This is a genomic window from Mesorhizobium sp. CA6, assembly GCF_020165035.1.
In the GTDB taxonomy this organism is placed as follows: domain Bacteria; phylum Pseudomonadota; class Alphaproteobacteria; order Rhizobiales; family Rhizobiaceae; genus Mesorhizobium.
This window is the reverse complement of record NZ_JAIUHI010000004.1, coordinates 403,402-420,503: the sequence shown is the minus strand read 5'-3', so window position 1 is coordinate 420,503 and position 17,102 is coordinate 403,402. Positions and strand designations below refer to the sequence as shown.

Below are 17,102 nucleotides of genomic sequence, written 5' to 3'. Positions count from 1 at the left end.
GGCGGGGGCAGCGGCGGCCATGACGGTGGCGGGGACGACTGACTCTTGGGGTGATAACGCGCCCATCGTTAAAAGGTGAGCCATCCTTCTATCGAACTCTTAGGACAACTGGGCTAATTGCCTGTGAAACGCTTTGCTCGGGACATGACGTCTTGGCTCGACTGTCCGGCGTCCGAACCATGACGGAGGGCCGCCTGCGAGACCCGTAATGTCCTCGACCGTCAACATCGCCATTGTGACCCTGCAGCCGCAGCGCCTGTTGCCGACGGCCAGGCCGGCTGCCAGTAGCCACAGCGCCGTCGGCGCCGCGGCTTCGCCGCTCATGCAGGCGAAGCCCACGGCCCCAGCATCCAAGTTCAGCCTCGACAACCTCAATATCACGGCGACCAAGGTCCGACTGATGGAACGTGCGGGCAATGAGTTCCGCATTGATCAGGCCGAATACGACTCAGTGTCGTCCTACGGTACGGCGATCAAGAACGCCGTCGAAGCGTTGAAACGGCAATCGCCGTCGGCGATCGCCGAGATCGAGAGACAGCTTGGCCTGGACCAACTTGGCGTTTCTCTCGATAGGCTCGTCGACGCGATAGCCGATCCGCGAGGCAGCGATAGCAAAAGGCTGGATGCCGCGTTGAAGCAGCATGCGGACGGACCTGGCGAAGGCGACGCCGCATCGATCCAGCTGGACGAGCTCGGGCTTTACGGCGGCTGAGGCAGCTAGCCTATCAGCCATCTCAGCATGCCCGCCGAAGCCACCCCGATCACCACCGTCGGCAGCATCGACAGCCGTGTCGCCGCCAGCACCGTGATTGCAAGCGCCGCCAGATCGGCCGGATTCTTCGAGACGAAATCCGGAGCGATCACCGAGATCAGCACGCAGCCGGGCGCGGCTTCCATCACCGCCGTGGCGCGCGGGCCGGTCATCGGATCGATCATCTCTCACCTGCCAGGAACCACGCGGCCACCAGGCCGGACAGCGCACCGGCCGCCACATACCAGGCGCCGGGCACGACGAGATAGGTGAGCGTCGCCACCGCCAGGCTGACCAGCCAGGGCCGCGCCGCGGCAAAGCCCGTCCACATGCCCCGAAGCAACACCAGGAAGACAGCAGGGAAAGCCAAGGCAAAACCGTAGGTCTCGACGTCGCCGAGCACTGGACCGAGTGCCGCGCCGCAAGTCGTGAACGCCACCCAGGCGAAATAGAAGGGCAGGGCGGCGCCTAGATAAAAAGGCAGGCTGAAGACCGGCTGCATGCCGGCGTCGGCGCGCCGCCGCGCATCAGCAAGGCCCACGGCCCAGCTTTCGTCGCACATCAGGAACAGCGCCGGAAAAACCTGCCGCTTGGGCAGATGGTTGATGAACGGCGCGAGTGCGGCGCCCATCAGGAAATGCCGGCTGTTGACCAAGAAGGTGATGGCGGCGATCAACAGGATATGCGGCGGCGAAGTCCAGAGCTGGATCGCGGCGAATTCTGAGCCGCCGGCGAAGTTGAGGCCGGTCATCAGCGGCACCTCGGCCACGCTCAGGCCCTTCTGCGCGGCCTGCGCGCCGAGCACCAGCGCGTAGGGGATGATGCCGAGCAGCACCGGCGTCGAAGCGGCGAGCCCGCGTCGGAACTCGCCGCCGCGTCCATCGGTGCTTTGACCCTCGGCGAGGGCGATCTCGGAAACGCTCATGGCTTTGCTTTCGGCTGGCCTCGCGGCCGCCGTTCTCCCGCTCGGTTGTGGGTTGCTATCGGTGGGGCACCATAGCCGAATTGCCTCGCAATCGGGTTGCGAATATGCGTCGTTCCTGCCAAGATTTGGCATTGAATGGCACATTCAGGAAAAAGATTGGAATCTGACACCATGAAGCTGGATGAGATCGACAGGCGCATCCTGCGCGCCTTGCAGCGCGACGGACGCATGGCCAACAACGATCTAGCCAAGGAAGTCGGCCTCTCGCCGTCGCCTTGCCTGCGGCGCGTCAAGTTGCTGGAGGAGGCCGGCGTCATCGACCGCTACGTCGCGGTGCTCAACCCGGCCAAGATCGGCCGCGGCCAGACCTTTTTTACCCGCATCTGGCTGAAGCAGCAGGATGAGGACACGATCGAGCATTTCGCCGCCGAGGTGGCGAAATTCCCCGAAGTGATGGAGTGCTATCTGATGCTGGGCGACTGCGACGCGATGGTGCGGATCGTGGCGGCCGGCATCGACGACTACCGCCGCTTCCAGTCGGAGCATCTGAGCCGCATCAAGGGCGTGCAGAACGTCAAGACGGATGTGCCAAGCCAGACGATCAAGCAGACCTCGGAGATGCCGCTGTGAGGCCCTTGCCTTCTCCACAACAAGGGGAGAAGGCAAAGTCCTCAATGATGGGCGTGGTGCTCCGCGTTGCGCTTGCGCGTGGCCGCTGCCTTCTTCGCGGAAGCGGAGCGCGCGGCCGCGGATCGCTCGCCCGACGCCTTGCCGCCAGCCTTCCCGCCCTTATGCGCCGCCGGATGACCGGTATGCTTGCCGCGGCCGGAGCCCCCTGCCTTCTTGCCGCCGGCGTCGTCCTTGTTGACCGTCGCCCAGGCGCGGCGCTCGGCTTCTTTCTCGGACACGCCGCGCTTCTCGTAGCCTTCGGCGATATGGTCGGCCTTGCGTTCCTGCTTGTCGGTGTATTTCGATTTATCTCCGCGTGGCATTGTCCTGCTCCTTGTTGCGCTGAGTGATTGAGAGTCTCAGGAACCCTTTTTCTTGGCGACGTCGCCGAGGTCGGCCCGTTCCGGATCCTTGTTGTTCTCGTCGGCCGCGTCGCGATCCTCGTCGGGATCATCCTTGGCCGGCAGATAGCCGCGCGGCTTGTTGGCCTTCGGGCCTTCCCAGCGCGGCCATTGATCGGAGGTTCCGGGACGTCCGGTATTGGGTGAATTGCTCATCTTAACCTCGCTTTCGAGAAAGCCGTTTGCCCTCCATCCTTGGAGAACCGTCAGCCTTCCGCTTTCATGGTCCGTGCGATCTTCAAGAGTTTGTCGCGGTCGTGCCCGTGCTCCCGGATCAGTTCGCGCGCCTGCTTCGGCGACAGATCGGTATTCTCCGCCAGGAAGCGCACGTCGGGATCGTCGCCGCCCTTGGTCGGCAAATTGCCGGTCGCCGTCGCATCGGCGGCGCCCGGCCGGTTCGGTATATTGTCGTTCGCCTGGGTCATCGCAGGCCTCCTTCGATTTCCGCCGTATCAGTTCGCTGTCTGGGAGTGCCTGCGGCGCGCTTCCTTCTTGCGGCGCAGCACCTCGTCGGTGCCGACGATGTCCTTCGAGCCGCCGGTGATCGCGGTCGAGACCACGGCCGGCGGATCGCTTGCCGGAAAGGAGTCCTCAAGGCCGGACTGCAACTGCTCCTCCAGCGTATCCGGGTCTTCCGAACGGCCTTCGGCGCGACGTCCGTCGATCTCTTCCAGATCTTGCTTGGCGTCGGGATGCTCGCGCACATTGCGCAGCGTCGACACGACGAGTTCGACGGCGAATTCCTTCATCTCCTCGCCGTGCGGGGCGGCGACGTCGGTCTCCTCGACCAGGCGAACAAGCGATTGTTCGAGCTTGTCCAACTCGCGCATGCCCTGGCAGTGCCCAAGTTTCTGCGCCAGAGCTTGGATCAGCAACGGACCGAAGGTCGAGTAGGCTTGCATGCGGGTCTCATCGACCTGTTCGGGATGAAGCGTTTGCAGCGACATTGATGCCTCCGTTCAAACATCCTGCGGCGGCAGCCTGGGCAACCGACTGAAGAGGAACTGGAGGGCGGGGCAGAAGTTCCATCGCGGGGGAGATCCCGCGGGCAGATGAAATGGCGTCCGTGAAGGACACGGACGCCATTTGAATTCAGCGCTGACCGCCTTTACGGCCGGCCTCGGAGGCGCGCTGGCGGTCTTCGGCGAAGTTGCCGCTGCCACCTCGGTGCTGGCCGGCGCTCCGCTGACCCATGTTGCGATCCTCGGCCTGCTGCTGCCCGCTGCCGCGATGCTGGTCTTCGCGGTTCTTGTGGCTCTGCTGGCCGGCCTTGACGTGCTGTTCGTGGGTTCCGCCTTGATTGGGCATATCGAATTCTCCGTTAATTCGGATTTTTCTTGAGGGTGAATTCAAGGACGCGTCCAACATCCCTGAGTAAGGGCAACAGGCGTCGGCAGCCGATGTTCCGGTCGAAACATTTTGTGACTCGTCAGACTGAAGTCCGATCCGGCCAGCGCATTGGGCTGGCTTGTGCAACCAAACCTCCTTTTGCGAATTGGTGAGCGGCCGACGAGAAAGCCCCCTCCATCGCCGGCTATCATGGTGCCCGCCGGTCAGCCCCGCGCAATTCCGGCGGGCACCGTTATCCATAAACAGAAGGCCGCGCAGCCGACCTCGGAGCGAGACGACGTTTTGACCTATATCTCTGCAAAGCCCGCTCGGCAGGATGCCGAAAGCCTGCCTGCCAATGACAACCAGCGTACCACCCTTGCCGATCTTTCGTTCCTCGACATCATCAATGACGAGGACGAGGTCGCCGATATTGCCAGGCGCGCAGAGCGTCTCGGCCATGCCGCGCTCATCACAATGGCGATCGGCCTGGCGGCCCTGCCGTTGCTCTGGCTGATGCTGAGGTGAGCCAGGCCGACCGGCCGCTTGGCCGGCCGGCGCCATCTGCCGGAAAGGATCGTCTCTATCTTCCGGAAAAGAAGGCGTCGAGCGTGGCCGCCGTTTCGATCGGCGATTCCTCCGGAAAGAAATGGCCGCCGGGCATCGCCCCGCCGCTGGCATCGTCGGCCCAGTTCCGCCATATGCCCAGCGGTCCGTCTTCGTCCCGATACCATTCGGCCAGCGCGCCATGCTCGCTCCACAGCGCCAGCACGGGGCAGGATATACGCCGGCCGGCCTCGCGGTCCGCATGGTCGTGCAGCCGGTCGAGCGAAGCCGCCGCGCGATACTCTTCGCAGATGGCGTGGATATGCGCCGGATCGCGCAGCGCATCGACATAAGCCTGCCGTACGCCGGGCGGGAACGCGTCGGCGGCGGATCCCCAGCCAGAAAGCGCATTGTCGACGATTGCTTCGGCCGTCGCCGCCAATATCGTCTCCGGCAGCGGCTCGGGCTGCGCCAGCAGCGACCACGGCCAAAAACTTAGCGCCAGCCTGCCATCGGCCCGGTCCCAGACCTCGGCGGTAGGGACGATGTCGAGCACGGCGAGCTTCTCAACGCGCTCCGGATGATCGAGCGCCAGCCGGTAGGCGACGCGCCCGCCGCGATCATGGCCGGCGACCAGGAAACGTTGGAAGCCGAGGTCCTCCATGAGCGCCGCCATGTCGGCGGCCATGGCGCGCTTGCCGTAGGGCGCATGGTCGGCAGCCGATGGCGGGCAGGAGCTTTGCCCATAACCGCGCAGATCGGCACAGACGACGGTGAAATCCCGCGCCAGGCTGGGCGCCACGTCGCGCCACATCGCATGCGTTTCGGGAAAGCCGTGCAGCAGGAGCAGGCCGGGCCCGCTGCCGCCACGGCGGGCGAAGACACGCGCCTCGCCGGCATCTATCTCCAATGCGTCAAAATCGGCGAACATGCTTGGCTCCGGCGGGATGCGATGCTGATGGCAAAGGCCTCACTTCCAGGCCGAGTCCAGCGTCAGCGACGCCTCGAATATCTGCTCCTTCTCGGTGCGCAGCTTCACGGTGATCTTCAACTGTTCGGTCCCGGGCGCCTCGTCGCGGGCAATGTCATGCAGGATGCGCAACGCTTCAAGACGGGCACGCTCGCGGTCGGCAAAAAGCTGCCCGTGGTCGTCAATCTGGCCATGCTCGGCGTTATGGAGGTCGAAATAGTAGCGTTCCATCGATGAAGCACTCCGGGCGTTTGGCAAGTTCAATCCCTGGCCCCGATCATGGTTCCAAGCGGTTGATCCCCAGGAGAATCCGCGCTGCGCCGGCCCTTGCTGCGCCGCCGCCTGCAACCGGCCCGGCCCTGCGGCGTTAGCTGTTGCGCATGGAGAACCGCGGATGCTGGAATCGCTTTACCTCAACCTGGGCCAGCATGACGCGCTGTCAGAAGAAGAGAAGGCGCTGCTCGCGGGCGCCATGCCGCTCGAAAGATACGTCGCCGCCGGCGAGGATATCGTCACGGAAGGCACGCGGCCGACCTACAGCACGCTCATCATCGACGGGTTTGCCGCCCGCTACAAAGTATTGGAGCACGGCGGCCGCCAGTTCACCTCGCTGCAGGTCGCGGGCGATTTCGTCGACCTTCATGCGTTTTTGCTGAAGACGATGGACCATGGCATCGTCGCGCTATCTCCCTGCCACGTCGCCGCAGCGGAGCATAGCAAGCTCAAGACGATTACCGAGCAGGCGCCGCACCTTACCCGGCTGTTGTGGCTGGACACGCTGGTCGATGGCGCCATCCACCGCGAATGGATCGTGGCCATGGGCCGGCGCTCCAAGACCTCCCATCTCGCGCATTTGATATGCGAGCTGTTCGTCAGGCTGCAGGTGGTGAAAAAGACGCGCGAGATGAGCTTCCATCTGCCGCTGTCGCAGGCCGAGCTCGCCGACGTGCTCGGCCTCTCCGTCGTCCATATGAACCGGGTCATCGGCACGCTGCGCCGCATGAACGTGGTCAACTGGACGAACCATATGATCACGATCCTCGACTGGGAGCGGCTGGTTGCGATCGCCGAATTCGATCCAACCTATCTCAGCATGACGCGCGAGCCGAGATAGGCATCTAGCTGCGCGGGGTCTTGGAGCGCGACCACAACTCATCCAGCATGGTAAGCGCGGCACTCGGCTGGGCAGGCCTCAGCAGGCCCTGCTGCGCGGCGACCTTCTTGAAGGCGGCAAAGGCGATGGCCGGACGGCAGGTGCCGGCGATCGCGTCGTCCACCAGCCGGGCCGCTTCGAGATAGGCTGGCGCCTCCTTGTTCTTCCATGCGCCTCCGAGTGCCTTCTTGGCCTCGGCGACGGTGGTGACCACCATCGTGCCGCCGCTGACGAAGCGTATGGTGAGGGGCAGGAAACGGCTCATCGGTCCTTCACCATCCGAGCCATTCGCGCGTGCGCCAGGCAAGACCGACAAAGGGAGCGGCCGTGATCATGGTGGCGGCGAGAATAAAAAGCGGACTGTTCGTACGCATGGATTTCATGTTTCACCGTAAAAATTGCGGATGGCAGTAAACGATGACTTCGGCAGTCGGTTGCATCCGGCCGGCTGGTCCGAGGCTGCAAATCCGAGGCTACATATTGCTCGCGGGCCGGGTCGGCGGCGCCGGGCGGTGCGGCGGACGTGGGCGCGGCCTGAGCGGCACCTCGGCCAGCGAAGCGCGGATCACCCTGACGGGGACTGGTGGCGCTGCGGCGCGCCGGCGCAGCATTGCGGCCGAGAGACTGCCGATGAGAGTTCGAACGTCCATGTGGACTCCTCCTGAAGAGTCCCCCAGCGACCAAGCGTTAGCACCGCGGCCGGGCGGCCGCATTTAACTTTGATGTACGCGCAGGCATCTTGGCGAGGTGCGGCGATCCAAGGGCCAACCTTTTCCGTCGGCATGCGTTGTCCTCCGAAAGGAGACCACCATGCCGACCAGCAGCCGAACGAAAACCGATACAGCCAGAAAATCAGCGACCGCCAAAAAGACAGACACGGCAAAGGCCGCGAACAGGCAGCGCGGCGTGCAGCGCAAGGTCGATGCCACGGACCGCAGCAAGCCGAAGCGGGAAGCGCCGGGCGCCATGCAGGCCGGCGCGCGCAGATATCCCACGCCGCCTTTCCCCAGGCAGCATCATCCCAAGCCCGGCGAGGAATGGGCGATCGAGCCCGCGCCGCTTTATGATGCGCCCTTCTGGCAAGGGTCGGGCAAGCTCAAGGACAAGGTCGCGCTGATCACCGGCGGTGATTCCGGCATCGGCCGCGCTGTGGCCGTGCTGTTCGCACGCGAGGGTGCCGATGTCGCCATCGCCTATCTCAGTGAGGACCGCGATGCCGAGGCGACGAAGCATGCGATTGAGGCGGAGGGCAGGCGCTGCATCACCTTGCGCGGCGATGTCGCCGAACGCGCCTTCTGCCGCAAGGCGGTGGCGGAAACGCTCAAGGCCTTCGGCAAGCTCGACGTGCTGGTCAACAATGCTGCCTTTCAAATCCACTCGGCCGATTTCGCCGATCTGACCGAGGAGCATTTCGACACCACGCTGAAGACCAATCTCTACGGCTATTTCCATATGGCTCAGGAAGCTGTGCCGCACATGGCGCCGGGTTCTGCCATCATCAACACGGGTTCGGTCACCGGCATCGAGGGTTCGAAGGAACTGGTCGACTACTCGATGACCAAGGGCGGCATTCACGCCTTCACCCGCGCTCTCTCCGGCAACCTCATCTCGAAGGGCATCCGCGTCAATGCGGTGGCACCGGGTCCGGTCTGGACGCCGCTCAACCCATCCGAAAAACAAGCGGAAGACGTTTCGCAGTTCGGCGCCAAGACGCCGATGAAGCGGCCCGCCCAGCCGGAGGAGATCGCGCCGGCCTATGTGTTCCTGGCCTCGCCGCAATGCTCGAGCTACATCACCGGCGAAATCCTGCCGATCATCGGGGGTTACTGACACCCATGAGGAGGATCTCATGAAAAAAGCGCTTCTCATTGCAGTCACCCTGATTCCGGCCCTGCCGGCGGTGGCCCAGAATGCCGCCCAGCCGAACGATCAGCAGGCGCAGAACTGCCAGGCCAAGCCCGACGCCAACGACCAGCAGCAGAAACAGAAGCAGCAGGCCGACACGGATGAGCTGTCGAAAAAACTCGGCAATTGCGGCGGCGTGCTGAAGCCGCCGCCGACCGGCGACAAGAACGCGACGCCGCCGCCCCCGACAGGCAGCGACATGCCGGTGATCAAGCCGGGCGAAATTCCGCCGCAGACCGGCCAATGAGGCCGTCTTCAACAACAAGGGTTCAATGCTTGCGCTTCTCGCCCTCGGTCGCCTTGGCGGCCGGCAAGTTGTGGGCCTCGCGTATCATCTGCAATGCCTCCTCGCGCGTGAGGCCGCATTTGCGGGCAAAGTAAGCCGCTTCGAGGATCTCGGCCTCGGAAGCCGCCGAAACAGTGGAAGCCGGCCGTCTGTGCTTCTTCTTGGCCATCGGTTCACCGCGCCATGAATCACTTAGTCAGCTAAATATAAACCCATTGTTTCTGATTGCAAATTCCGACGACGGACCCGCTCAAAATCGTTCGAACCGCCGCTCCACCTTGCGAGCGAATTTTTCCCGCTCCTCGCGGGTGATGTTTTCCACGGAGTATTTCGCCAGATAGAGGTGTTTCTGCGTGCGTCCGCACATGGATTTCAAGCCGCGCAAAAGCACCTTTCTGCCCGGGTCCTGCATATAGAGCCTGGTGTACCACCACGGCGAGCCGAAGGTGGTGACCACGCCCATCCGGCGGATGTTCAGAAGCGCCGGCTTGATCGTGCCGCCATCCGTCGGCAGCTCGAAGGCAACGCCCGGCCGCCACACGCGGTCGAAATATCCCTTGAGAACAGCGGGCATGCCCGACCACCAGGTCGGGAAGCAGAACACGCACGCTTCCGCCCATTGCAGTGCGTCGATGTAGACCTGCAGATCCGCCGGCGCGGGCGACGGACCGGCATGCCCCTTCAACTCATCGACCTGCATGACGGGGTCGAATTTCATGGCATAGAGATCGAAGTCGACGACCTCGTCGCCCCTGGCCTTCAGGACCTCCACGACACGCCGGTGCAGCGACGCCAGGTAGCTGTCGCGCGCCGGATGCGCGTAGACGACGTTGACCTTCATCGCATGCCCCCACACGTCCCTGATCCCGGCCTGAGGCTAGTTGAACGCCATTGCTTTGCCTAGGCTTCAGCATTGGTCGTGCGCGGCCACGCATCGACAGGCGGCCGGAACCATCGCGCCGGCACAGGATTGTGACTTGCGGGCCGCGTCAGCCGGACCTGGTGGCAAAGAGAACAGGGCTGGTTTCTCCGGCTTCCCGCCCTGGCCAACGAAAAGGCAGTCGAGCTCTTGTCCCACCCGGCCCGCTCCGAGCTTGGGGCAGTACATGGCAGTGGATACGGAATTAAACGGTGGCGGCGTCGAACCGCGCAAGGGCATGCCCAGCCCGCGTCTCGGCGAGAGCGAGTTCAAGCAACGCTACAGGAAGCTGTTCTACGATCCGGCCTTCGAGCCGGAGGCCGAAGCCATAGGCAGGCTGGCCGAAATCGCTTGGCAGGCCTATAGCGAGGAACGCAAAAGTCCGGTGACCCGCAAAGCGGGGGAGGGTTTTCACGACCCAAGCTACGATCTCTCCGTCGAATGGATCGCCGCTCACGATGCGGTCAAGGCCGCGCAACGGCGCCACGAGGACAGAACTGCACCCTCGCGCATCCTGATCATCAACGGCTCCTCACGCAGCGAGCATACTTGCCCGGGCGAAATGTCGAAAAGCTTTCGTCTCGTCGAACTGGCGCGCCGCGCCATTGCCGGCAGGCCGGGCTTTTCCGTTGAAGTGCTCGATCTGTCGCGGCTCGCTTCCGAATATGGCCGCAGGATCTACCCTTGCAAGGCCTGCTTCTCGACAGCGGCGGCGCTCTGCCACTGGCCGTGCTCGTGCTATCCGAACCATTCGCTCGGCCAGGTGCACGACTGGATGAACGACATTTATCCCCTTTGGGTCGAGGCGCATGGCGTGATGATCGTCACGCCCGTCAACTGGTACCAGACCTCCTCGCCGGTGAAGTTGATGATGGACCGGCTGGTCTGCGCTGACGGTGGCAATCCCGATCCGTCTTTGACGCAGGGCAAGGATGCAGCGCTTGCCAAGCAAGCCGAACTCGCTGGCTGGAGCTATCCCCGCCATCTCGAAGGCCGGTTGTTTTCGGTTGTCGTTCATGGCGATACGGAAGGCGCTGCGAACGTGCGGCATGCGCTTGCCGACTGGCTGCGTTCGATGAAGCTCGATCCCGTCGGCGAGATTGCCGAACTCGACCGCTATATTGGCTACTGGAAGCCCTATGCAACCAGCCATGACGAGCTCGACGCTGACAAGGACGTTCAGGTTGAAGTAACCAACGCCGCGCTAGCCCTGGCCGAAGCGGTGGCGAGGCGCCGGGCAGGGGAATTCCCCACCATCGGAGCCGACCTCAAGGATCCACGCCCAAAATAGAGGAAGAAGATGCCGCGCTGGGCCAACGAAGGCTGGACAATCCTCAAGGAAAGCGTCTCCGGCTATATTGCCGACAATGCGCTGAGCCACGGCGCGGCGATGGCCTTCTACGCCACCACCTCGCTGGCGCCGATCCTGCTGATCGTGGTCGCGATCGCCGGGTTCGTCATCGGCAACGATGCCGCGCAACTGGCGCTCTCGGCACAGATATCGGGCGTCATGGGACCGCAGAGCGCTGATCTTCTCAAGGCAACGGTCGAGACCGCCTCGCAGCGCGGGTCCGGTACTTTGGCCGCCTTGATCGGGCTGGTCACGCTTTTAATCACCGCGTCCGGCGTCTTCGGCGAGATGCAGCAGACATTGAACGAGATCTGGAAGGTCAAGCCCACCAGCGTGTCGTTTTCGCGCCTGGTGCGGGCGAGGGCGGTGAGCCTCGGACTTGTGGCGGCGCTCGGCTTCCTGCTGCTGGTGTCGCTTGCAGCCAGCACCGCAATCGCCGCGCTTGGCGAAGTCATTAACCGCAGCCTGCCGTTTGGAACGCTGATCGTCAGCGGCATCAACACGGTCGTCTCCTTCGCATTGATCGCGCTGCTCTTCGCCGCGATCTACAAGGTCCTGCCGGACCGCACGCTCAAATGGCGCGATGTCGGCATCGGCGCCGCGGTCACGGCGCTGCTCTTCACCATCGGCAAATCGCTGATCGGCTGGTACATCGGCACCAGCGCCATAGCGACGTCTTACGGAGCGGCGGGCGCGCTGATGGTGGTGCTGGTCTGGGTTTATTACTCGGCACAGATTTTTCTTTTCGGCGCCGAGATTACCCGCGCCTATTCGGTACGGCGCGGCAGCCGGCGCGACCTCGCGCCGGTCGTTGCGAATGCAACCGACCGGGCTGCGCTGCACCATGCCGAAGAAGTAGCCAAACCCGAGACGACGATGCCGGCCGACGCTGGTGCAAGTGTCGGCGCGGCGGCGCCTCGGGCATCCGGCGGCGGGATCGTCCTGTGGATTGTCCTCGGCAGCCTGATCACTCTGCTTGTCACGCGGGTCTTGCGCCGCTCAGGCTGATACGACCTCGTCGCCAGGCTCGTGCCTTACCGCCGTTCTTCCTGCCGTTTCTCGATTTCGTAGGACAGCCAGCGGCAGAACATGCCGATAACCGAGGTAGCGGCTCCGCCGAGCAGACAAGCAATCAACAACGGACTTTTCGAGGCACTGTCCCAGCTGACGATCGCCAGCAGCGCCACGCTCACTGTGGAAATCAGATACCCTGCACCCTTGAGAAGATGAAGCGACGATCTGGTCATGTTGGCCCGCCTTCCAATGAACAGACAATCAGGATCGAGGTTCCATCTAGCCGATATTCCTCCACGAAGGTTGCGCATGAGGCACTTGCTGGAAACCGGGAAGGCAGGCTGGCCCGGCCGCGACATACAACTCACTTGGGACTGAAGTCGCACGCAGCGCCGCTTTGGTCCAAGCAGTGAAACCTTGGCCCGCCGTTGGTGGTTGGGGGACGGTTTGACGGATATTTGAGTCCCTTCATCGTCAACTGTTTGAACGCCCATCATTCCCGCGACTGGTGGGCGTTCATTCGAGGCCAACGATCCAGTGCCAAGGGGCGGACCGGATGACATGCGGCACGCTGTGAGGCGCCCCGACAGCGGTCGCGGGGCGCGCCCCGATCCTCATCGGTAATCTGACGGCCGAGCTTTTTCTATCGCGAGGGGGATTGGTCCGTCCTCGACAAGGATATCCTTCTTGCGCGCGAATGCGGCGAAAACGCCTCGTGCGGTTTCCGCGTCGACATCACCGGCCAAAGCCGCCTTGCAGGCACGGATAGCCGCTTTCTGCTCCGGGCTATTGCCGCACCAGTCGGTCGCGAACTGATAGGCATCGACGACGGTGTTCAGTTGCCGGGGAAAGCCCAGTCCGACCCAAACGCGAAGGGGTTTCTCGAAAGGTTTGGAAAGCATCGCGAACTCCCATAATCGCGAAACTTTCAAACAGTCAGTCCGCCGCCGCGGCCGCCTTTGCCGGTCATCCATGGCAAGGGCATACTCACGTCCTCGAGAATTTTGACCGACCTTGCGAAACCGCTAAAGGCATCTCTGGCGGCAGTCAGCGGATAGCCGCTGTCGAATGCCCGCTGGCAGGCACGAAGTGCCGTTTCAAAGATGGTTCCGCGCCTGTTCTTGGGCCACGCGTAAAGAAATTCCAGGGCATCTTCCAGGCACGCGATTTCCTGGATGAGGCTGTCTCCGCTCTTCACGAAAACAGGGCTGTCGAACATGCGATCGTTCATAACGTCCTCCAATCGAACGAACAATTGAGTTCAGGCAACGGCTTGGTGCCGACAGCGGCCCAAGCTCAGCGGCGATATGGGTTTGTAGATCTTGACCGTCAAGAGGCCCGGGGTCGCTGCAAGAACCGGCGCGCCAATTCTGCCATCCACGACGAATTATCGGTCCAACAAACAGCTAAGATCGTTGGTGGCGCGGGCAGCGGCCGCCGTCGTTCGATTAGACCTGCAATGTGGCAGAGACCCCTGGCAAGCTGCCGGGGCTCGGCGGCGTCAGCGGATCGTCCGCTATGCGGCTTCAGCCGCGACGTTGACCGCGGATTCGGCAAGCTGGGTGAGCGCGGCGTCCGTTTCCTTTTCTTCGTTCAGCGTCTTGTCGAGCAAGGTGACGGCCTCCGTCAGGCCGAGTTCCTGCGCCCAGGTCCTAAGCGTGCCGTAGCGAGAGATCTCGTAATGCTCGACGGCTTGGGCGGCAGCCAGCAGGCCGGCGTCGAGCGAGGGCGAGCCCTTGTACTCGTCCATGATCTCGGCACCTTCCTCGGTGATGCCTATGATGGCGGCACAAGTCTTGCCCGCCGGTTTCTTATCGATCACCTCGAACACTTCCTCGAGACGGGCGACATGTTCCTCCGTCTGGTCGCGATGCTTCTCGAAGGCCATTTTCAGCGCGTCGTCCTGCGCCGCCTTCGCCATCTTGGGCAGCGTCGTCAGGATTTTCTTCTCGGCGAAATAGATATCCTTCAGCGTGTCATGGAAAAGTTCGTTGAGGCCCTTGTTCGAGGCCGCTTTCGTCGTCGCCATTCTGAATCTCCTGGTGGGTTGGATCACCACCAACACGGCCCGACCAAAGTTGTTCCAGAAAGAAATACATGCGGCGACACAGCTAAAAGCATCAATTGTTATTGACGACGACGAAGCACCGCCGCGGCCAGGCAATTGGCCGGACCGACGCATGAATCGCCCGACTGTCGCATCTGAAAAGCCGCTTTCCCCTGCTCGGATTCACGCAAACCACTGCGCGATGAGGCCCACCGACGAGGCTGCCATTGTCATTGTCGTTAGCCATCCCAGCGCGCGCAGCCAACCCTGAATTGGGAATTCACCCATGATGTCCTTGCGGCCGGCCATCCGCATCATGACGATCAGCACGGGAACGGCGCATATGCCGTTGATGACGGCGCTCCAGTAAAGCGCCTTGATCGGGTCGATCGGGGTAAACATGATCCCGGTGCCAAGAGCGGTCGCGGCGGCGAGTGTGACGTAAAACGCCAACGCTTCCTTCGGCTTGCGCTGCAGCCCCACCGTCCAGTGCAGGGCTTCGCCGACGGCGAAAGCCGCTGACCCCGCCAGCACCGGCACAGCCAAAAGCCCGGTGCCGATAATTCCCATCGAGAAAATGATGAAGGCGAACTTTCCGGCGGCCGGCTCCAGAGCCTTGGCCGCGTCCGTGGACGAAGCGATATCGGTCACCCCCGCCTTGTGAAGCGTGGCGGCCGTGGTGAAGATGATCGCGACACCTATCAAATTCGAAAACGCCATTCCGACCAGCGTATCGGCGCGTATCCGCCGGAATGCCCTGGAAGCTTGCCACGGCGCCCATCGCAGCGGCTTGGCGCTTGGCTTGAGTTCCTCCTCCTCGACTTCCTGCGAGGCCTGCCAGAAGAACAGATAAGGCGAGATCGTCGTGCCGAGGATCGCGAGCAGCGTGGTGAAGAAAGCGCCACTCCATTCAATGTGCGGAACAAGCAGGCCTTTGGCCGCATCGGCCCAGGCTACATTCGCGGCGAACATGGCAATGACGTAGGCGAAGAGGCTCAAAGTTGTCCATTTGAGCACTTTCACGTAGCGGGTGTAGTCGATGAAGACGATCGCGCAGATACAGACGATCGCGAATGCGATGACATAGAGCGGGCTCGGCCCGCCGATGAGCAGCTCCAACGCGTCCGCCATGGCGCTGAGGTCGGCACCGATATTGATGACGTTGGCGACGGAAAGCAGCACCACCACGACGTAGAGCAGCGGGGAGGGATAGTGTCTGCTGAGGTTGCCGGAAATCCCCCTGCCGGTGGTGCGGCCGATGCGGGCGGCGATCTCCTGGATCGCCGCCATCAGCGGGAAGGTGAATAGCATGGTCCAGCCGATATCGAAACCGAGCTGCGCGCCGGCTTGGCTGTAAGTTCCGATACCGGAGGGATCGTCGTCGGATGCGCCGGTGATAAAACCGGGGCCGATCGTACGCAAGAACCGTTGCAAAGGTCCCTTCGCCGACGTGTTGCTTCGTTCTCTCTCGATGTGCGAACCGACTTCGGCCATCCTTGGTTCTTCCATGCCCGGCCGAGCGCTAGCGCAATGGCAGCCGAGGCCAGGGGTAATCGGAGCGACTTGCACGACAGGCTCGGACAGGTGTTTTGCGTAGATAAGCAAGAGCTAACGAAGATGGTGAGTAACTGGCGGCGATGACGTCGGTTCCGCCGTCATCGTCACTTTCGCATCAGAGAGCGGATCGGGTCGGGTGCCGAAAAGGGTCCTGCATAAATATATCGGGGGTTGTCTTGCCGGGAGTCAGTTTAAACGCTATATGTGTGACATCGATCTTGTTGAACGAACGTTGTTTCAGGGCCTTTGCGCCCGACGATCTTCCCTCTCAATTTCGAAAACCGTGACGTTTGGCATTCGGCCAAGCGGCGGTAATTTGCGTCGATTTGAAAGGAAATCGTATGACTACTGGAACCGTGAAGTTTTTTAACGCCACCAAGGGCTTTGGCTTCATCGAACAGGGCGGCGGCCAGCCGGACGTGTTCGTTCACATCTCCGCCGTGGAGCGCGCAGGGATGCGTTCTCTCGTCGAAGGCCAGAAGGTAAGCTTTGACGTCGTCAAGGACGCTCGCAGCGGCAAGAGCGCCGCGGAGAACCTCCAGGCAGCCTAAGCCATGCGTCGGCGCCTTTGACCACGGATGTACCGGCACAGGCGCTGGGGCTTTGAGGGAAGGTCGGGTTCGCCCGGCCTTTTTCATTTGCATAGCGAGGTAGCACATGGCTGATACGAATGTGTTCAAGCCGAAAGGCGACGCCAAGAACGAGGCCACTACAAAAACCGCGCGCGCCATCATCGACAGCGAGGCGGCGGCCAGGGTTGCCAAAACGGCGCGTCTTCGCAAGGCCAGGCTTGCGCAGGAGCCGGTGGAGGAGCCGGTAAAGAAGATGAAGAAGAAGGCCGCCGCCAAATAGGGGCGCGGCGTGAGCGGCGCCGTGGCGGCCGGGCTGGGTTCACCCTTTCCTGAGATGGTCGCCCCGGCTGCGGGAAAAATCCCGATAAGCCTTTGATCAGTGCCGTCCCTTGAGGAACCTCGCCTCTCTCACCAGTGAAGTCCAGTCAGGGCCGATAAGCTTGATCAGTTCGCGAGCTTCGTCCTCCGAGATGTCGGTATCCTTTGCCAGGCGGCGAGCAAGCAATTCCACATCGCCCTGTGCTGGTTGAGCCGCTTTGCCATCGCCGGGTTCGGCGCCGTCGCCTCGGTTGATCATGAGCCAACTCCTTCCGGTAGGAACTTTCGAGGCGGCGGCATGTTTCATGCGTTTCTGCAATTTTGATATCCGGGGGCGTCCCGCTGGCGGCGGACCATGAGATCCGCGGCTGATCCCCGATGCGGCGCCT

General features: G+C 62.6%; 28 protein-coding genes and 1 pseudogene. 10 read left to right on the top strand and 19 right to left on the bottom strand.

The window, feature by feature from the left end; all coding sequences use genetic code 11:
* Window positions 1–235 precede the first annotated feature (235 nt).
* Window positions 236–712: a hypothetical protein gene (locus LB526_RS08845; protein WP_224627283.1), complete on the top strand. Its 477-nt coding sequence runs from the start codon at window positions 236–238 to the stop codon at window positions 710–712.
* Window positions 713–717: 5 nt separating this feature from the next.
* Here the strand turns inward: LB526_RS08845 and LB526_RS08840 are convergent.
* Window positions 718–912 (bottom strand): annotated as a pseudogene (locus LB526_RS08840) (AzlD family protein); the annotation flags it as partial.
* Between the two features lie 20 nt (window positions 913–932).
* Window positions 933–1,676, bottom strand: coding sequence for an AzlC family ABC transporter permease (locus LB526_RS08835; RefSeq protein WP_224627282.1), 744 nt, complete (start codon window positions 1,674–1,676; stop codon window positions 933–935).
* A gap of 171 nt (window positions 1,677–1,847) precedes the next feature.
* Between LB526_RS08835 and LB526_RS08830 the strand changes: the two genes are divergently transcribed.
* The gene (locus LB526_RS08830) at window positions 1,848–2,306 is read left to right on the top strand and encodes an Lrp/AsnC family transcriptional regulator (RefSeq protein ID WP_040981044.1); all 459 of its coding nucleotides are present in this window, start codon (window positions 1,848–1,850) and stop codon (window positions 2,304–2,306) included.
* Window positions 2,307–2,347: 41 nt separating this feature from the next.
* On the opposite strand, the gene LB526_RS08825 is transcribed toward LB526_RS08830, so the two are convergent.
* The 5 genes from LB526_RS08825 to LB526_RS29760 form a co-directional block, all read right to left on the bottom strand.
* Complete coding sequence (locus tag LB526_RS08825) at window positions 2,348–2,668, bottom strand: plasmid stabilization protein (protein WP_095768382.1); 321 nt, start codon at window positions 2,666–2,668, stop codon at window positions 2,348–2,350.
* Window positions 2,669–2,704: 36 nt separating this feature from the next.
* Window positions 2,705–2,902 carry a hypothetical protein gene (locus LB526_RS08820; RefSeq protein ID WP_140543043.1) on the bottom strand — a complete coding sequence of 66 codons (198 nt, stop codon included), beginning with the start codon at window positions 2,900–2,902 and terminating at the stop codon, window positions 2,705–2,707.
* Window positions 2,903–2,952: 50 nt separating this feature from the next.
* Window positions 2,953–3,171 carry a hypothetical protein gene (locus tag LB526_RS08815; protein ID WP_140840683.1) on the bottom strand — a complete coding sequence of 73 codons (219 nt, stop codon included), beginning with the start codon at window positions 3,169–3,171 and terminating at the stop codon, window positions 2,953–2,955.
* A 27-nt stretch (window positions 3,172–3,198) separates the two neighbouring features.
* On the bottom strand, window positions 3,199–3,693 hold the full coding sequence (locus LB526_RS08810; protein ID WP_140840685.1) for a hypothetical protein: 495 nt from the start codon (window positions 3,691–3,693) through the stop codon (window positions 3,199–3,201).
* 145 nt (window positions 3,694–3,838) lie between these two features.
* Window positions 3,839–4,054 carry a KGG domain-containing protein gene (locus LB526_RS29760; protein WP_095768385.1) on the bottom strand — a complete coding sequence of 72 codons (216 nt, stop codon included), beginning with the start codon at window positions 4,052–4,054 and terminating at the stop codon, window positions 3,839–3,841.
* A gap of 324 nt (window positions 4,055–4,378) precedes the next feature.
* Here LB526_RS29760 and LB526_RS08800 point away from each other — a divergent pair, with 324 nt between their 5' ends.
* Complete coding sequence (locus tag LB526_RS08800; protein WP_140840687.1) at window positions 4,379–4,603, top strand: hypothetical protein; 225 nt, start codon at window positions 4,379–4,381, stop codon at window positions 4,601–4,603.
* A gap of 55 nt (window positions 4,604–4,658) precedes the next feature.
* Here the strand turns inward: LB526_RS08800 and LB526_RS08795 are convergent, their stop codons facing one another.
* Complete coding sequence (locus LB526_RS08795) at window positions 4,659–5,552, bottom strand: alpha/beta fold hydrolase (RefSeq protein ID WP_224627281.1); 894 nt, start codon at window positions 5,550–5,552, stop codon at window positions 4,659–4,661.
* A gap of 39 nt (window positions 5,553–5,591) precedes the next feature.
* Window positions 5,592–5,822, bottom strand: coding sequence for a DUF6894 family protein (locus tag LB526_RS08790; protein ID WP_095768388.1), 231 nt, complete (start codon window positions 5,820–5,822; stop codon window positions 5,592–5,594).
* Between the two features lie 163 nt (window positions 5,823–5,985).
* On the opposite strand from LB526_RS08790, the gene LB526_RS08785 reads away from it, so the two are divergent.
* Window positions 5,986–6,705 (top strand): Crp/Fnr family transcriptional regulator, encoded by a 720-nt coding sequence (locus LB526_RS08785; RefSeq protein WP_224627280.1) that lies wholly within the window; start codon window positions 5,986–5,988, stop codon window positions 6,703–6,705.
* Window positions 6,706–6,709: 4 nt separating this feature from the next.
* Here the strand turns inward: LB526_RS08785 and LB526_RS08780 are convergent, their stop codons facing one another.
* Window positions 6,710–7,009, bottom strand: a complete 300-nt coding sequence (locus tag LB526_RS08780) for a DUF982 domain-containing protein (RefSeq protein WP_095768390.1) — start codon at window positions 7,007–7,009, stop codon at window positions 6,710–6,712.
* A 208-nt stretch (window positions 7,010–7,217) separates the two neighbouring features.
* The gene (locus LB526_RS08775; RefSeq protein ID WP_224627279.1) at window positions 7,218–7,394 is read right to left on the bottom strand and encodes a hypothetical protein; all 177 of its coding nucleotides are present in this window, start codon (window positions 7,392–7,394) and stop codon (window positions 7,218–7,220) included.
* A gap of 160 nt (window positions 7,395–7,554) precedes the next feature.
* Between LB526_RS08775 and LB526_RS08770 the strand changes: the two genes are divergently transcribed.
* On the top strand, window positions 7,555–8,574 hold the full coding sequence (locus tag LB526_RS08770; protein WP_224627277.1) for an SDR family oxidoreductase: 1,020 nt from the start codon (window positions 7,555–7,557) through the stop codon (window positions 8,572–8,574).
* A gap of 19 nt (window positions 8,575–8,593) precedes the next feature.
* Complete coding sequence (locus LB526_RS08765; protein ID WP_224530870.1) at window positions 8,594–8,896, top strand: hypothetical protein; 303 nt, start codon at window positions 8,594–8,596, stop codon at window positions 8,894–8,896.
* A 22-nt stretch (window positions 8,897–8,918) separates the two neighbouring features.
* On the opposite strand, the gene LB526_RS08760 is transcribed toward LB526_RS08765, so the two are convergent.
* Both LB526_RS08760 and LB526_RS08755 read right to left on the bottom strand, forming a co-directional pair.
* Complete coding sequence (locus tag LB526_RS08760) at window positions 8,919–9,104, bottom strand: hypothetical protein (RefSeq protein ID WP_095768392.1); 186 nt, start codon at window positions 9,102–9,104, stop codon at window positions 8,919–8,921.
* A gap of 81 nt (window positions 9,105–9,185) precedes the next feature.
* Window positions 9,186–9,776, bottom strand: coding sequence for an NAD(P)H-dependent oxidoreductase (locus LB526_RS08755; protein ID WP_224627276.1), 591 nt, complete (start codon window positions 9,774–9,776; stop codon window positions 9,186–9,188).
* A 265-nt stretch (window positions 9,777–10,041) separates the two neighbouring features.
* On the opposite strand from LB526_RS08755, the gene LB526_RS08750 reads away from it, so the two are divergent.
* Entirely contained in the window at window positions 10,042–11,145 is a 1,104-nt protein-coding gene (locus LB526_RS08750) for a flavodoxin family protein (RefSeq protein WP_095768393.1), read from the top strand.
* A gap of 9 nt (window positions 11,146–11,154) precedes the next feature.
* A complete protein-coding gene (locus tag LB526_RS08745) occupies window positions 11,155–12,213 on the top strand; it encodes a YihY/virulence factor BrkB family protein (protein ID WP_224530875.1) in 1,059 nt (352 codons plus the stop codon).
* Between the two features lie 26 nt (window positions 12,214–12,239).
* Here the strand turns inward: LB526_RS08745 and LB526_RS08740 are convergent, their stop codons facing one another.
* The 5 genes from LB526_RS08740 to LB526_RS08720 form a co-directional block, all read right to left on the bottom strand.
* Entirely contained in the window at window positions 12,240–12,452 is a 213-nt protein-coding gene (locus LB526_RS08740) for a hypothetical protein (RefSeq protein ID WP_224530878.1), read from the bottom strand.
* 381 nt (window positions 12,453–12,833) lie between these two features.
* On the bottom strand, window positions 12,834–13,121 hold the full coding sequence (locus LB526_RS08735; RefSeq protein ID WP_224530880.1) for a DUF982 domain-containing protein: 288 nt from the start codon (window positions 13,119–13,121) through the stop codon (window positions 12,834–12,836).
* Between the two features lie 26 nt (window positions 13,122–13,147).
* Window positions 13,148–13,450 carry a DUF982 domain-containing protein gene (locus LB526_RS08730; protein WP_140840699.1) on the bottom strand — a complete coding sequence of 101 codons (303 nt, stop codon included), beginning with the start codon at window positions 13,448–13,450 and terminating at the stop codon, window positions 13,148–13,150.
* Window positions 13,451–13,735: 285 nt separating this feature from the next.
* On the bottom strand, window positions 13,736–14,248 hold the full coding sequence (locus tag LB526_RS08725; protein WP_224530884.1) for a ferritin-like domain-containing protein: 513 nt from the start codon (window positions 14,246–14,248) through the stop codon (window positions 13,736–13,738).
* Between the two features lie 201 nt (window positions 14,249–14,449).
* Window positions 14,450–15,760, bottom strand: a complete 1,311-nt coding sequence (locus tag LB526_RS08720) for an Nramp family divalent metal transporter (protein ID WP_224627302.1) — start codon at window positions 15,758–15,760, stop codon at window positions 14,450–14,452.
* 404 nt (window positions 15,761–16,164) lie between these two features.
* On the opposite strand from LB526_RS08720, the gene LB526_RS08715 reads away from it, so the two are divergent.
* Both LB526_RS08715 and LB526_RS08710 read left to right on the top strand, forming a co-directional pair.
* On the top strand, window positions 16,165–16,374 hold the full coding sequence (locus LB526_RS08715; RefSeq protein ID WP_095768399.1) for a cold-shock protein: 210 nt from the start codon (window positions 16,165–16,167) through the stop codon (window positions 16,372–16,374).
* Window positions 16,375–16,480: 106 nt separating this feature from the next.
* Window positions 16,481–16,675, top strand: a complete 195-nt coding sequence (locus LB526_RS08710) for a hypothetical protein (protein WP_224530901.1) — start codon at window positions 16,481–16,483, stop codon at window positions 16,673–16,675.
* A gap of 96 nt (window positions 16,676–16,771) precedes the next feature.
* Here the strand turns inward: LB526_RS08710 and LB526_RS08705 are convergent, their stop codons facing one another.
* The gene (locus tag LB526_RS08705; RefSeq protein WP_095768501.1) at window positions 16,772–16,972 is read right to left on the bottom strand and encodes a hypothetical protein; all 201 of its coding nucleotides are present in this window, start codon (window positions 16,970–16,972) and stop codon (window positions 16,772–16,774) included.
* Window positions 16,973–17,102: the final 130 nt, after the last annotated feature.

Excerpts from the sequence above, each read along its gene's own strand:
- LB526_RS08725 (WP_224530884.1), bottom strand. The coding sequence starts at position 14,248 with ATGGCGACGACGAAAGCGGCCTCGAACAAGGGCCTCAACGAACTTTTC.
- LB526_RS08820 (WP_140543043.1), bottom strand. The coding sequence starts at position 2,902 with ATGAGCAATTCACCCAATACCGGACGTCCCGGAACCTCCGATCAATGG.
- LB526_RS08745 (WP_224530875.1), top strand. The coding sequence starts at position 11,155 with ATGCCGCGCTGGGCCAACGAAGGCTGGACAATCCTCAAGGAAAGCGTC.
- LB526_RS08780 (WP_095768390.1), bottom strand. The coding sequence starts at position 7,009 with ATGAGCCGTTTCCTGCCCCTCACCATACGCTTCGTCAGCGGCGGCACG.
- LB526_RS08755 (WP_224627276.1), bottom strand. The coding sequence starts at position 9,776 with ATGAAGGTCAACGTCGTCTACGCGCATCCGGCGCGCGACAGCTACCTG.
- LB526_RS08825 (WP_095768382.1), bottom strand. The coding sequence starts at position 2,668 with ATGCCACGCGGAGATAAATCGAAATACACCGACAAGCAGGAACGCAAG.
- LB526_RS08750 (WP_095768393.1), top strand. The coding sequence starts at position 10,042 with ATGGCAGTGGATACGGAATTAAACGGTGGCGGCGTCGAACCGCGCAAG.
- LB526_RS29760 (WP_095768385.1), bottom strand. The coding sequence starts at position 4,054 with ATGCCCAATCAAGGCGGAACCCACGAACAGCACGTCAAGGCCGGCCAG.
- LB526_RS08790 (WP_095768388.1), bottom strand. The coding sequence starts at position 5,822 with ATGGAACGCTACTATTTCGACCTCCATAACGCCGAGCATGGCCAGATT.
- LB526_RS08735 (WP_224530880.1), bottom strand. The coding sequence starts at position 13,121 with ATGCTTTCCAAACCTTTCGAGAAACCCCTTCGCGTTTGGGTCGGACTG.
- LB526_RS08830 (WP_040981044.1), top strand. The coding sequence starts at position 1,848 with ATGAAGCTGGATGAGATCGACAGGCGCATCCTGCGCGCCTTGCAGCGC.
- LB526_RS08710 (WP_224530901.1), top strand. The coding sequence starts at position 16,481 with ATGGCTGATACGAATGTGTTCAAGCCGAAAGGCGACGCCAAGAACGAG.
- LB526_RS08815 (WP_140840683.1), bottom strand. The coding sequence starts at position 3,171 with ATGACCCAGGCGAACGACAATATACCGAACCGGCCGGGCGCCGCCGAT.
- LB526_RS08795 (WP_224627281.1), bottom strand. The coding sequence starts at position 5,552 with ATGTTCGCCGATTTTGACGCATTGGAGATAGATGCCGGCGAGGCGCGT.
- LB526_RS08770 (WP_224627277.1), top strand. The coding sequence starts at position 7,555 with ATGCCGACCAGCAGCCGAACGAAAACCGATACAGCCAGAAAATCAGCG.
- LB526_RS08760 (WP_095768392.1), bottom strand. The coding sequence starts at position 9,104 with ATGGCCAAGAAGAAGCACAGACGGCCGGCTTCCACTGTTTCGGCGGCT.
- LB526_RS08835 (WP_224627282.1), bottom strand. The coding sequence starts at position 1,676 with ATGAGCGTTTCCGAGATCGCCCTCGCCGAGGGTCAAAGCACCGATGGA.
- LB526_RS08775 (WP_224627279.1), bottom strand. The coding sequence starts at position 7,394 with ATGGACGTTCGAACTCTCATCGGCAGTCTCTCGGCCGCAATGCTGCGC.
- LB526_RS08810 (WP_140840685.1), bottom strand. The coding sequence starts at position 3,693 with ATGTCGCTGCAAACGCTTCATCCCGAACAGGTCGATGAGACCCGCATG.
- LB526_RS08705 (WP_095768501.1), bottom strand. The coding sequence starts at position 16,972 with ATGATCAACCGAGGCGACGGCGCCGAACCCGGCGATGGCAAAGCGGCT.
- LB526_RS08720 (WP_224627302.1), bottom strand. The coding sequence starts at position 15,760 with ATGGCCGAAGTCGGTTCGCACATCGAGAGAGAACGAAGCAACACGTCG.
- LB526_RS08715 (WP_095768399.1), top strand. The coding sequence starts at position 16,165 with ATGACTACTGGAACCGTGAAGTTTTTTAACGCCACCAAGGGCTTTGGC.
- LB526_RS08785 (WP_224627280.1), top strand. The coding sequence starts at position 5,986 with ATGCTGGAATCGCTTTACCTCAACCTGGGCCAGCATGACGCGCTGTCA.
- LB526_RS08740 (WP_224530878.1), bottom strand. The coding sequence starts at position 12,452 with ATGACCAGATCGTCGCTTCATCTTCTCAAGGGTGCAGGGTATCTGATT.
- LB526_RS08730 (WP_140840699.1), bottom strand. The coding sequence starts at position 13,450 with ATGAACGATCGCATGTTCGACAGCCCTGTTTTCGTGAAGAGCGGAGAC.
- LB526_RS08765 (WP_224530870.1), top strand. The coding sequence starts at position 8,594 with ATGAAAAAAGCGCTTCTCATTGCAGTCACCCTGATTCCGGCCCTGCCG.